This is a genomic window from Parvibaculum sp. (assembly GCF_030694575.1).
Taxonomy (GTDB): Bacteria; Pseudomonadota; Alphaproteobacteria; order Parvibaculales; family Parvibaculaceae; genus Parvibaculum.
The window spans coordinates 1-13091 of the sequence record NZ_JAUYUS010000024.1 but is presented as its reverse complement, the minus strand read 5'-3'; the positions used below and the strand labels follow the sequence as shown (position 1 = coordinate 13091).

The following is a 13091-nucleotide window of genomic DNA, read 5'->3' as shown; positions in this document are numbered from 1 at the left end:
CTTATTGTGCAGCGGCCTCGAGCTGGCCTAGCGTCACATCCTGAGGACCGACGTTGGGACGATCCGTCACACCGTCCTCAACCAGATAGACAAATGCTTCCTGGCGGTTGATGTCGAAGCAGATGCCCTGGTCGGGCAACATGCCAAGCGTTCCCTCGCCGCCGATGATGGGCCTGGAAAACACGAAGGAGATCTTCGCGAAATCGCCGCCTTTGCCGTAGTGCTCCACATTGTAGATCCGCGGGAATTGCGTTTCCATGTACATCACGCGCTTGCTGTAGGGATGCTCGGGCGGCATCTTCAGCTCGATCTCATAGACCTCGCGCGGCTCCCACTTCACATTGGTGGTCGGCATGGCGTACGGCGCGTTCTGAAGGTCCAATGTTGGATAACGCTCGTCAATGTTCGACGCGCCTTCCACCACAAGCGGAGCCGGGAGATGCGCAACGGCAAGCACCCAACGCTTACGCACGATCTTCGACTCCGGATACCAGCTCGGACGACCGCTGAACCCGTCATACTCGTCGTTGAGCTGCACACCACCGGCGAGATTGTCCATCCAGGAACTGCCGGAAAGCTGACGCGTACGGCGAACCGATTTCACATAGGCCCAATTGTCTTCCAGCTTTGGGCTGTCGTAGCGCTGCGTATAAATGCCGATGCCACGGATATCGTAGGGTTCGGTTGCATATAGAAGCTGCTTCTTCACAAGGCTCCCATCGCCAAGAACCGGCTCGCCGGTACGCCGTCCCTTCATCTTCAGAGAAAGCGTGTACCAGCGCTGGGTGCGTTCCACGCCACGGTTCGTGTTTATGAAAAGGAACGTATAGTTCCCCTCGAACATGTTGCCGTAGGTGTTCTGGTAATAATAGTTCCAGAGCGCCTTGTGACCACCGAGCGGATCGTTCACATCGATTTCCGGGAAAGGCGTACCCGACTTGTAGCCGGTCACCTCCAACGTGTTGGGGTCGATTTTCACGTCACCGGCGTACTTCTGCGTGTTCTCACGGTCGATTTCCGGAAACTCAATCACTTCCGAGTTCTTCAGCGGAATTTTCAATCCGTGATTGCGGATCATGTACTCGACCTTGTCCGTCACGAGTTCACGGATGGTGTGGCCTTCGAAAGTGTCGTTCATCACCTGGTCGATATTGGCGGCGCTGATGATGTCACCCGCATTGAGCTCGGCTGCCTGCGACGGTGAAAACATTAGCACCGAAGCACATGCGAGCAAGACTGCCGGCACTTTTCTCTTGATATACTTCACTTTTTTCCTCCCAAGTTTAACCATGACGCCCTGCATCAGAACTGTCTCGTGACGCGGAACAGAAGTTGGTCGCGGTTGTTGAAGTAGCCGAAAAGCCTGGTGTCGCCTTCGGACAGACCGTTCACAGAGGCAGCCGACGGCGTTCTCTTGTCCTTGGAGAAGAACAGGTCGGCCTCGACCCTCAGGCGCCAGTTGTCGCCAAGCACGACATCGACGGAAGGAATGACGAAGCCCCCGGCGTTCCATGGATCAACGCCGACTGCGAGCGTCGGATTGATCGTGTCACTCTTGAAGTTCATAGCGAGGATGCCTGTAATGACAGTCGTGTGCTCGTCTCTCGCCGCGTTGTATCCCGCCAAGTCTACGATCTCGTCAGACTTCTTGTAGTCAAGAATCCACTTGTCGAAGACCTGAAACGACAGGAACGAATCGCTGCTGGTATTCAGCATCGACCTCAGGTTGAGTGGCTTATCCACACGGAACATAGTCAGCAGTGTGTCTTTCTTGATGACACCGCCGAAGCCGGGAAGCGTATTCGGGCTTCCGAGCGGGCAGCCCCCTGGACAGGTGCTGAATTTGCTGCCCGGCACATCAAGGCCAACGTTGTATGGCGCATCCATAAACAGCACGATTTCCGTACTCAGAATTGAATCGATGGGCTCCACAAAGCCGCTCGCCGTGACGCCGACCAGATCGATCTCCGGATAAATCCAGTCGCCGAAAGGATTGCTTGGCGCTTTCATGTAGGGCGCAAAGGCGGAGTTAACGATTGGATCTGGGTTGAAGGTCTTTAGGTAGGCAAGTGAGTAGGTGATGGGTCCTGCCTGCGCCTTCCAACGGATACCGCCGGTTACGTCGTTCTCGTCGCCATCCGGATGATTGTAGTCGTAGGCCATGGTCATACCGCCGGCGAGGAAGTCGGCGCCGGTAAATGTTTGCGGCGTCCAGCGTCCGCCGTACATGTCGTATGAGTTACCTATATCGCGCTTTCTGTCCCAGCCCGGACGCAGAATGATCTGTAGCGCGCCCTGCGCTTCGGGCACCTGGATAGTGGCGTTGGCCAGGATAAGCGGTTTCCGCAGTTCCTCATTTTCAGGCTCAAGGAACGAGCGCCAGCGCATGTCGTAACCATGCACCACGTCCATTGCGCGGAAGAAGTCGGTTTCACCCCAGACAACTTGCTGCTTGCCGAGACGCAGCTTTGTGCGCCCGCCGACGTCGAAGTCCGCGTAGAACTCACGCAATTCCGTCTGGTCATACTGTTCCATGACGTCGCTGCCGGGGCCGCCTGCGAATGCGCCGCCGAACTTATTACGCGTCAGGTTCTCGAGACGCTTCACATAATCGGTTTTGTATTCGCGATCAGCGCGGAAAATCATCTTCCAGCCGACCGGACCCGTAGAAAAATCCGTGTCGACAAGCAGCGACGCACGGAGCATCGAAAGATCGCCCCTGTCGTTCTCCGGCGTGTCGGGAATATCATTCAGGTTGAAGGACGCCCAGGTGCGTAGATAGCCGCCCATTCGAAAATTATCGATGATGTCGTCGGCGAACGCGGCCCCCGCGATCGGCATCGACATCGCCGTCATCATGGCACCTGCCACAAGGCGCCGCCCGAGTTTCTTTCTGCGATAAATCACTCTGTAAACCTCCCCTTTTCCAGTGCCGCCACATTAGTTAGGACGGCGCAAGCTTCAACTTTTCCTCACGCGAGCACTCTCATTCGGCAGCGGCGAATACCGTGCCCGCTGCCGGTTCCTCTTTCTTTCCAACGATGAATGCTGGTTTGATGACGTAGACCAGCGCCGGTATCACGATCAATGCGGCGAAGGCAGATATTGAAAGCCAGATCGAGATCAGCAACGCCATCTCGGACTGAAGGCGCAACGATGAAATCGACCACAGGCTGACGCTCACGACCAGCGTGAACACTGTAATGAGAACGGCCATACCGGCGGTCTCAAGTGCATAGGCAATCGCCTGTTTCAAATCGCCATACTTGCGCATCTGCTGGCGAATCGCGTCGAGCACAAAGATCGTGTAGTCAATGCCGCAACCGATGCCGAGCGCGACGATGGGCAGCGTGTTGATCGTCATTCCGATGTCGTTATAGGCCATGTAGCTGAAGGTCAGGGTGTTCGAGATGATGATCGGGATCATCAGGAATGTCCCAGCCACGAATGACCGATAGATGACCGTTCCGAGCAGGGTAACGACGAGGAGCGCAAGCGCTATTGCCTGGATTTGGCCGGCAAGGATCACGTCGTTCACCGCCGCAAGCACTCCGATCAAGCCACCCGCCAGAAGGTATTCGCCTCCGTTTGGCAGCGGGTTTTCCGCGATGAAGCGCTCCACACGCTCCAGGGCATTTCGAATCGTGTCTCCCTGATGGTCGCGGAAGAACAACGTGATGGATGCGTTGGAGAAGTCCGGTGCGACGTAGCGTTGCAGATCTCCGGGATCGGAGCCCGATATGAAGAGGTAGGCCAATTCGCCATTCACCACGGCGTCGGCGCCAAGTTCCTCGTAGCGCGGGTTCCCCTCATGGAGCACGCGATTGATGCTCGGCAGAATGTCGACAATGGACGTGCTGCCACCTATTTCCGGCTGCGCCTCCATGTAGCGCATGAAGCGTTCCATGGTGTCGAGCATTTCGGGTTGCTTGATCGCATCGCGCTCTTTTCCGTCAATTACGACGAACATGCGGTCCGCACCCTGGAAAACGGCGTTGAGGCGTGCGGCGTCGCGATTGAAGGACGATTCGGCATGAAGGATCGGCGACCCGGGATTTGCATCGCCGACTTTAAGTCCGAAGGCGTAGTATCCCGACACGATCAGAATGACGGCAGCCATGCCAATGACGCCATAGCGCCATTTTGAAATAGCGAGGTAGCTGAAGACACCCAGCACACTGAGAAGAACAGGATGTAAATTGAGCGGGTGCACTGCCTTGACACCACCCCTCGTCCATGAGGCGAGAAGGCCGGGGAGAAGGAAGGCACACACAATCTGGGAAAAGATCCAGAAACCGCCAACAATTGCGATCATTTCAAGAAGCGGTATGGGCGTCCTGGCGACGACCAGAATGCAGCCGCCACCGATGAGTATGCCAAGGCTCGCCGGACGAAGAAGGTCTTTCAGGGCAAGGAGGGCAGCGTTCTTGCCGTCGCGACCGATGGGATCGGTCATCTGCTCACGGTCGAACTTCTGGATGACCTGCACCGAATTCGAGACCGCGACGGCCGAGATCAACAACGCAATGACAACGACCAGTGGATCAAGAGTCAGACCCAGCATTCCGGCGAAGCCCATCGCCCATATGGCGCTCACACCGGCCGAAATCAACGGAATGATAGTGCCGTGCCATGTGCGCGCAATGAGCAGCAGGGCAACGAAAAGTCCGAAGATGGTGCCAAGGAATAGAAGTCCTGTTTCGGCGAGATGGTAACTCACCCAGCCGTAGAGCATTGGCTCGCCAACCACGCGGATTGTGAAGCCCGGCTCCTTATGCTCATTTATGATCTTCGTGATATGGTCAAAGAAGACGCGATAATCCAGAAGATTGTCGAAGAAGTCCACGGTGATGAGCGCTGACTTGAAGTCATGCGCCACATAGGCGCCGTAGGTCAGCGGGCTGTTGACGATGTTCTGCCGCAGCTCGTCGATCTCTTTTTGATTGGCCGGAAGATCGGGCCACATCAGCGGCTTGGTTTCGATGCCGGATGTTGAGGCTGTAATGGATTTCAGCTTCTTGGTGGCGAGCGATGTCACCTGGAAGGGGTCGGCACCCGGAATCAGGGCCGCCTGCTCGGTGATCGATTTAATCTTCTTCAGGATTTCCGGACGAAGAATGTCGCCCTCATCCACCTCGACCATGATGCTGACAACGTTCGAGCCGCCATAATCCTGCTTGAACTTGTCGTTCACCTGGACATAGGCGTGGTCCGTAGGCAACAGATCCTCAAACACCGTTTTGACTTCGACGCGCAGTGCGAAGAAGAGCATCACAAGAGTTATGAGCGCCAGAAAGGCGAGGATCGTCTTGCGGCGGCGGATGCTCCATTCAAGAAGTGAATCCATTATCGCTTGGCTCCGACATTCGTCGTTTCAGAGGGGATATCGGCGAGCTCGATGCCGCGCCCGGAAAGGACGTAGCGCCCACCGTCGAATGCGATGTGGCTTCGCCAGCCGGCGCTAGTCGCCATGGACTTGTCGTTCCAGCGCAGACCACTCGTTTCCGCGGTCAGCAACAGGCCCCTGTCTCCGACGGCGATCCATCGCCGTCCGTCCCAAGCCACGTCATAGATGTGCGTGCGGTTTACGCCTGTCGTAGCGCGCCATGTTCTTCCACTGTCGTTCGTGACGAGGATTACGCCTTCGGTTCCAACAGTGACGCCGTTTTCGGTGTCGCGGAAATAAACCGCGTTCAGGCTCGACTCGACGGGGCTTTCCAGCTTTTCCCAGCTTTCACCCGCGTTTTCCGTACGAAGAATTTGACCGAACTCTCCGACGAGAACCCATTTGCTTTCGGATAGCATCGCCGCGTCGTTCCACGAGACGTCGGCGCCAGTGGACGCCAGGGTCCATGTCTGCCCGAAGTCCGACGTCGCGAGAACGGTGCCGAACTCGCCGATGGCGACGCCATTGCCCGGCTTATTTCCCGTCCGCGCCTTGAGGAGTTTAACGTCGAGCATGTTGTCAGGAAGGGCCACCTTCTCCCATGTATGCCCTCCGTCAACTGTGCGTACGATCGTGTATTCGTTGCCGACCGCGATGGCCATTTTCTCATCCCATGCGGCCAATCCCTTTAGATGAACATTCACATTGCTTGCCTGCGCCCGCCACGACGCGCCAGCATCTTCACTGCGAATGATTTTGCCGTGGCTGCCTGCCGCCCAGAGCACACCATCTCCCGCCGCGACCGTGCTGTAGAAGAGGTCGCGCGTCTCGATGACGGGCGTCGGCGTCACGACAATTCGCGCGACGGGCTTCACGAAGAAGGCCGCGTAAAAGAGTCCCGAGATAACGAGAACAGGAAAGACGATGCTTACGGCAGATAATCCTCGCCGGAGAAGTCCGACTTTCGATCCCTGCGCACGCCCTCTCAGAGTGGCGTTCTCTGCCGCCATTGTCTTTACCCTCCCCTTCGCGCTTCCACGTCGTTTCTTTTTGAGCGGCGACGCCGCTTTCTCAGTCGCGCCCTTCGTGGGGCGCATTGTTTTGCGCAGCCCCAGAATGGCTCCGTCCTTTGCAGCGATTCGCGCCTGCCATCTCTCGGCATCGCGGCTGGTTACCCGGGATGCCTGACTGAGCGGCCTTGGCGGCAGCCCGTCATTTCATTCAGCCCGTGGAATCGGGCCATACCCACCTCGCGGAATCTCCCGATCTTCCGAGCGGGTAAATCGGGGCCAAACCGTTACGCCATCTCCCTCAATGATGCGGATGTTATGTGCTAATGATTTCTGAGTCAACAGTCATTGACTTGATGTTCATTTTGCTTCACTTGGTCTCGCCAACGCGCCGGTCTCAGGCTCCAGCCGTCACAATGCGGGCGCTATCCGGCAAGGTTTCAGCAGCGCATGAGGAGGGATATGCAGTTCGAACTCGCCGAAGAGCACCGGATGCTGAAGGATCTCGTACGCCGGTTTGTTGACGACCAACTGATCCCGCTGGAGGGCAATACGTTGCAATGCGAAGCCGAGGGCCGAGGTCTCGGCATCGAACCGGCCGTTCTGAAGGAGGTGGATGAGGTCTCGAGGGAGCTCGGGCTCTGGGGGCTGGACGCTCCAACCGACATAGGAGGCTCCGACCTTCCCGCCGTCGCGATGGTCGGTGTCAACGAAGAACTGGGGCGGACTATAACCCCTTATACGCTCCCGCCCGACTCCCCAAATCTGCGCATGATGATGGCCACAGTGAATGACCGTCAGCGTACGACTTATCTCGAGCCCTACGTACGAGGTGAAACCATTTCAGCCATAGGCATTTCCGAACCGGGGGCCGGAGCAGATCCCGCAGCCATGTCAACGACGGCAGTGCGCGACGGAGACGACTGGATCATCAATGGCCGGAAAATTTGGATCAGCCGCGCGGCCGAGGCAGACTTCACGATCCTGATGGCGGTCACCGACAAAGAAAAGCGTGCGCATGGCGGCATTTCCGCCTTCCTCGTAGACAATGACTCACCGGGCTTCAACGTGATCCGCAAGATTCCAATGATCGGCGGCGCGGCGACCTACGAGATCGCTTTGGATGACTGTCGTGTGCCGTCCTGGAAACTGCTGGGACGCGAGGGCAACGGCTTCGCGCCTATGCAATTGCGGCTGGGGACACGACGCATCGAGATGGCGGCGTGGTCGATCGGCATGGCTCAGCGGGCGCTTGACATGATTATTGAATATGCGCCGCAGCGGAAAACGTTTGGCCTGCCTCTCTCCGAGCGCCAAGCGATTCAATGGTGGGTCGCAGATGCGGCCACGCAAATCCATGCCGCACGGCTGATGACCTATGACTGCGCCTGGAAGCTTGATGCGGGCCGTGATGTGAGGGTGGAAATATCCATGATCAAGGCATATGCGACGGAGATCGCATGGACCATTGTCGACCACGCCATACAGACGTTCGGCGCAATGGGCGTTACCAAAGAGCTACCCTTGCATCTAATGGCCGCAAAACTGCGCACAATGCGGATCTATGACGGCCCGACGGAAGTCCACAAATGGGTTGTCGCGCGCCGAATTCTGGGAACTCGTCGCTGACATCACATGATCGATAATCTAAAGCCCGCTCACCTTTTCGGACTTGAAGCAAGTTCCACATTCGCTTTTGGCGCATAAGCGCCAGAAGCGGTCATAGGGAGGGAAACAGACCGCTATCCCTGGGTTGATATCTTCATGTTCCCGCAGGCTCCTTAGTAGAGCAGAACTGATGGGTTGATTGTTTTGTCCTCTGCCAAGACGACGATGCGAAACTGGAATTTTGCAGCTTCAAAACGGTCCAGTTTCCCGGGACTGGTCAACCACTTAAGAGTTCAATCAAACGCTTCAAATCTGCATATCGACAACCGGCAATGCTCCAAAGTGTCCGCTCCCAATCTTGGGGAAGAACATCTACGCGGCTACCGTCATGTTCACAAAGATGTGCTTCATCCTAATTACATGACCGCCCTTCTGGATAAGTACACCTTCGAGGATAGCGAGCGACAAGGCGTGGGCGGTTTCCGGCGTCAGCTTGGCGGGGGCGCCATAGGATTTTTTCAGGTGATCGTCGATCGTTTGGACCACGGACTCAACGGGCAAGGCCAACACGTATCCGAGCATGAACCCCCATTCGTGGCCGGCGGCATATTGACCCGTGACGAAGCGGTCCACACCGTTGGAGACGTAGCTCGAATTGAGGGCTGACAGCCCGGCGCCGACCCGCTTGCATTCGACGGCGACATAGGCGTCCTCGTTTCCGAACTGATGCAGGAACTTGAGGGTGATATCGATCCGCCCGAGAATGGACGCATCCGTGGTCGCCATATCCTCCAGTTCGTGCTCGCCCCGGATTTCGAGGTTGGTGAGCGACAGGCTCTTCTTCACGCGCCGGATCGCTTTGCGGACGATCATCGTCGTCGGGACTTCGAGCATTCCAGACGTGATGTCCTCCTGGGCTTCCTGTGCGCCGCGGCAAACGAGATCGATGACCGTGGCGATCTGATCCGACGAAAGCGAGAAGGCGGGCTGGCCGAAAGGAATATCAGGCGTAAGAAGCGGCATCTCGCCCTCTGAGCCAATGGTCGGCGAGAATGACGTCGGCGTCGTTGAGCCCGACGGTGGTGGTCCAATAGCGGGCTTCCGTCGGCTTCAGGATGAACAGATCGTCCGGACCGTATAGGCGCAGTTGCCGTCTTTCGTTCAGATAAGGCGGAACGTCGGCATCGAAGCGGCCGCGCAACAGTCCAGCGAGCCTCTCAAGATCGGCCGGATCGCCCTCGCGAACGACGGCGCCTCGCTTCGGGGCTCCAGGGGCCATGACGAAACGTACGGCGGTGATGCCGGGAACGCCTGTGGACAGGTCTCCTTTTGTGAGCCCTTTCGTGTAAACGATGGCTTCCAGGTGACGTTCGCCCCGCGTACGCAGATAGGCATCTACGGAACACGCGACCTGTTTGGCATATGCCTTCAACAGATCGGACGTCGGCGGTTTGATCACGCCGATCCGCTCGGCCCGATTCTCGAAGATGAGGTATCGCGCTCGCGCAACGCTGTCGCGGACCAGGATGCGCTCGTCGGCTTCAAGGTCGTAAAGATCGAACACAGCCTCATCTAGCTTGTGGAGATTGTCCTTGTCCTCGGGATTGGTCGCGGCTTGTTTCTCGGCATCGACTACCGCATTGAGGAGTCGTCCGTCAGTGGAGGACAGGGGGGGAATACGCAGTGACAGCAGATCGTGTGGTTCGACCGTGGGACGTTCTAATCCCCAAGTCGGGCCGCCAAAGGCGAACTGGAAGGCCGTGATACTCGAGTTTAGGATGCCGGAAAGAACATAGGCAAAGGTGGTGTCAGCACCCCGGAAGGACACACCGAAGAAACTCTCCGTGTAGAGGACATCTTCTGGATGAACGGCGGCAATGTATCGCCCCCGTTCCGCACCAGATTTGTTTCCCCCCTTTGGACAGAGTAGCAACGGACCGCGGAAGATGGATTCGCGGCGAGGCCGGTGCAGCACCTTGTGAATGAAAGTCGGAAGGGTGGCCTCTGCAATCCTGAATGGCGTAAAGACGTCAGGTGAGATTACCTTGAGCGAGCGATAGTGCTTTGGTGGCTCATTGGCGTCGCCGTGGACCTGAAAACCTTGTCCCCGAAATTCGCCATCGGTTCGACCGAGATGGTCCAAAACGGTTGCAAGCGTCGGCAGGGCTTGCTCAAGTTTGTCGATCAACCATCCATCGCGAACGGTGCCGAAGGTTGCGGCTTTCAGAACGGTTGGTGTTCTGAGGACGCGCGCCAACGGCACGGCCCGTATTTCCGCCGGCCCGAAATGGAAAACGCCAGTGCGCTTGAAGTCGGGCGTCCAGGGTATCGAGCCGACGAGCATCTGATCGGGTGTCGATGCCAAGGCACAGCGTGCGAAGAAGAGCAGTGCCGGCCCGGTCGCATCGGGGAAGAGACCCTCCTTTCGCAGAAAAGAGAGATTGACCAGGGCGACAGGCGCCAGGCGCTCTAGAAGAGCGGAGCGCGCCGCCACGGCATGGACGTCTTTGGAAAAAAACGGCGTGGCCTTCATCACCATGCCGATGCGTCCGCTCTCACCCGCCAGATCGGCGGCGACGCTCAGGAACGCTTGGTCGGGGCTGCGCCGCGGACGCAGCGTCTTGGTTTGACCCGACTGCCGCGGCCGGGATCCGTCGGCGCGCCGAACGAAGGTCCAGGGCGGATTGCCGACGACGGCGTCGAATGCGCTATCGGTCAGCTTCGCCGGGAGCGTCTCACCGATCGTGTCCGCCTCGAACAGGGTCGTGTCGATGAGATGGTCAAACTTTAGATCGCGAACATCGTTGATCGGCTGCTCGTCGAGTTCGAGCGCGGCGAGATAGAGGCTGAACGCGGCAATGCCGAGCGCCGACCGATTGATGTCGATTCCGAATAGCTGCGTATAGAGAATATTCCGGACGACTTCTCGACTGGCCGGGCGTCCCTGCGTCGTACGCCAAACGAGTCGGCGAAACGCTTCCACCAAAAAGGCGCCGGAGCCGCAGGTGGGATCAATGATGCGTGCTTTCGCCGGCAGCTGCTCGAAAACGGGGTCGAGGGTCAGGTGGACGAGTTCGATCGGCGTATAGTGCAGTCCTTGGGAAGCGGCCTCGTCCTCTGCCGCCGATCGTGCAAACTGCTGGTAGATCGAGCTGATGAGGTCGACCGGGATTGCATCGAACCGGAACCTGAAGAGGCGTCCCTGGCCTCGGCGTGAGGCGACGAGGCTGCGCCCTTCGATGAAATCCTGAAACAGCGCGAGATGTTGGTCTGTGAGATGTTCGCGCTCGGCGCCCGGATCGTCCATCGGGAACAGATCGCCGTTGAACGTCTTACGCAGCCATTTGAACAGTGAAAAGGCGGTGGTCGTGGAGTCGAAGATCTTGCTCAAATCCGGAGGAAGCGATTTCGGCAGGAACGGCTGCGCGATTCCGCGGTCGAGCAGATACCACGTAAAGATGCACCGGCCGATGAAGCGCTGGGCGATCTCCCTCGGCATGTCGCCCGTGGTCCCCCCGGGCCGTGATGGCGATGCAGAGCCGGTGAGCAGATCCTCAAGGGCGCTGATCTCCTCCAACAGGTCGCGATCCACGCGATGCTGGCGATTGATCTTGGCCCCGATAGCACTCGACCAGAAAGCGCCGGTCTCGGTCGCCAAACGGCCACACATCGAATCGAGGAGACGCAGTCGGTCCTCGGACTGGAGCGGGAAGTTGTCGAGGGGACTCGGCGCGGTGTCGTCCGGACGCTCCGCGCGCGATGCGTAGCAATCGTAGAGTCGCACTTCCGTGGGCGTAATGATCCACAGAAGCGGTGCGACTCCCACATTCCATGCCGCTTCGTGCCATCGCTTCAGATCGGTGGCGCTCGGCTCGTTCGTTCCGGCATCCTTGAAGATGCTCGTGGCGGAGCTCTGCGCGGTGAACACGGCGTCGGCGTTCAAGCCGACCCGGTCATCGGCGAAGACCTTCTTCAGGTTCGCCGACGCTGGGTCGCCAGCGGTGACCAATCCCGGCACCGACTTTCCGGCTGGGGTCAGATAGCCCGTCGCCTCCAGTACCTTTTTAAATGCTGGGCTGCTCACGCCGACCTCCGGCGCTTTTGCGTTGCTTGCGACCGATGCGGGGCGGGAGCAGCCGTAGGCGGTGGCGGTCCGGCAACGGGCCGTGCCGGGAAGAGATCGAGTTGACCCGGCATTCTCGAAGGTCGGGGCAGGGCGAAATCCTGCGAGAGCGCGTCGAGATGAGGCGATAGACGAACGACGATCGCATCGCCCGTAACCGCGCCGAAATCCGCATCGTCAATCCACGACCAGCATTGATCGGGATCGATGGCGAGCGACTTACCCCAGAGAGACACGAAGGACGTGGTTCGCAGACTCGTGTGCAGACTGGTAAGAACCTGGCGATGGGCTTGCAGTTCGAGGTGGAAGCGGTCGCGCAACGTGACGGCAATCCGAAGCAGCAGAATCGTTTGCCAAGAATACCGGGCCGGCGAACCTTGGCTCTTCGGGGGAACGTCGGCGGGAATGAGCGCGCGTCTGCTGGTCCACTCGCGAAGCTTGTTCGTCGAGAGGCCCGTAAGGCGGGACGCTTCCCGTGTCGTGACCAGACGCATCTTCGAGCCCAAGTTTGAGTCTCATACCCGAACTTTTCGAGATTGGGTATCATGCCCGATCTGAGAGGTAAAGAGCCATTCAAGGGAGCGCGGAACCGGACTCGGAAGCGTCGCCCTGAGTCCCAGCTTTTGCCCAGCGGAAAGCGGAGTCTGTTGAACATTTGAGCCTGTTGGGCTCGGTGATGCACCAGGGTGGGCGTGGAGATCGAGAACGCTCAGCTTCCCGCCCCGTCGCATCACGGAAGCGTCGAGTAAGGGCAGGGGTGGCGGGTGGCAGGCTGCCGCGTGCGCTGTGTGGGTGCCGCTCTTCGATCAGCGTTGAGTGTCCCCTTCTGGCGGATTGTGTTGATTAAGTCGGCGGTTGAACGGGCCTTCGGTGCGTGATTCCATCGTGCTGTGCTTATCGGAGGGCAGAGCGATGATGGGAACGCAGGTGGCGCCGGCGCAGCTGTTTTATGACTTCTGTCTTG

The 13091-nt window shown here is 58.3% G+C and carries 8 protein-coding genes; 1 reads left to right on the top strand and 7 read right to left on the bottom strand.

The window, feature by feature from the left end:
- Position 1: 1 nt before the first annotated feature.
- The 4 genes from Q8S60_RS04445 to Q8S60_RS04430 all read right to left on the bottom strand — a co-directional run bounded on the left by Q8S60_RS04445 (position 2) and on the right by Q8S60_RS04430 (position 6396).
- Complete coding sequence (locus tag Q8S60_RS04445) at positions 2-1303, bottom strand: DUF1329 domain-containing protein (protein WP_305276945.1); 1302 nt, start codon at positions 1301-1303, stop codon at positions 2-4.
- Positions 1303-2907, bottom strand: coding sequence for a DUF1302 family protein (locus tag Q8S60_RS04440; protein ID WP_305276943.1), 1605 nt, complete (start codon positions 2905-2907; stop codon positions 1303-1305). Before Q8S60_RS04440 ends, Q8S60_RS04445 begins: the two co-directional genes overlap by 1 nt.
- A gap of 79 nt (positions 2908-2986) precedes the next feature.
- Complete coding sequence (locus Q8S60_RS04435) at positions 2987-5347, bottom strand: RND family transporter (protein ID WP_305276942.1); 2361 nt, start codon at positions 5345-5347, stop codon at positions 2987-2989.
- Positions 5347-6396 (bottom strand): YCF48-related protein, encoded by a 1050-nt coding sequence (locus Q8S60_RS04430; RefSeq protein WP_305276940.1) that lies wholly within the window; start codon positions 6394-6396, stop codon positions 5347-5349. The genes Q8S60_RS04435 and Q8S60_RS04430 overlap by 1 nt, the downstream gene beginning before the upstream one ends.
- A gap of 462 nt (positions 6397-6858) precedes the next feature.
- Here Q8S60_RS04430 and Q8S60_RS04425 point away from each other — a divergent pair, with 462 nt between their 5' ends.
- The gene (locus tag Q8S60_RS04425) at positions 6859-8025 is read left to right on the top strand and encodes an acyl-CoA dehydrogenase family protein (protein ID WP_305276939.1); all 1167 of its coding nucleotides are present in this window, start codon (positions 6859-6861) and stop codon (positions 8023-8025) included.
- Between the two features lie 351 nt (positions 8026-8376).
- Here Q8S60_RS04425 and Q8S60_RS04420 read toward each other — a convergent pair whose 3' ends face one another.
- The 3 genes from Q8S60_RS04420 to Q8S60_RS04410 are packed head-to-tail and all read right to left on the bottom strand — an operon-like array spanning position 8377 to position 12633.
- Entirely contained in the window at positions 8377-9027 is a 651-nt protein-coding gene (locus tag Q8S60_RS04420; protein ID WP_305276937.1) for a hypothetical protein, read from the bottom strand.
- Positions 9008-12088 (bottom strand): class I SAM-dependent DNA methyltransferase, encoded by a 3081-nt coding sequence (locus Q8S60_RS04415; RefSeq protein ID WP_305276935.1) that lies wholly within the window; start codon positions 12086-12088, stop codon positions 9008-9010. Before Q8S60_RS04415 ends, Q8S60_RS04420 begins: the two co-directional genes overlap by 20 nt.
- A complete protein-coding gene (locus tag Q8S60_RS04410) occupies positions 12085-12633 on the bottom strand; it encodes a MerR family transcriptional regulator (protein WP_305325502.1) in 549 nt (182 codons plus the stop codon). Before Q8S60_RS04410 ends, Q8S60_RS04415 begins: the two co-directional genes overlap by 4 nt.
- Between the last annotated feature and the right edge of the window lie 458 nt (positions 12634-13091).

What these genes read in the sequence shown, in the direction of transcription:
- Q8S60_RS04420 (WP_305276937.1), bottom strand. Translation starts at nt 9,027, where the DNA reads ATGCCGCTTCTTACGCCTGATATTCCTTTCGGCCAGCCCGCCTTCTCG.
- Q8S60_RS04430 (WP_305276940.1), bottom strand. Translation starts at nt 6,396, where the DNA reads ATGGCGGCAGAGAACGCCACTCTGAGAGGGCGTGCGCAGGGATCGAAA.
- Q8S60_RS04435 (WP_305276942.1), bottom strand. Translation starts at nt 5,347, where the DNA reads ATGGATTCACTTCTTGAATGGAGCATCCGCCGCCGCAAGACGATCCTC.
- Q8S60_RS04445 (WP_305276945.1), bottom strand. Translation starts at nt 1,303, where the DNA reads ATGCAGGGCGTCATGGTTAAACTTGGGAGGAAAAAAGTGAAGTATATC.
- Q8S60_RS04425 (WP_305276939.1), top strand. Translation starts at nt 6,859, where the DNA reads ATGCAGTTCGAACTCGCCGAAGAGCACCGGATGCTGAAGGATCTCGTA.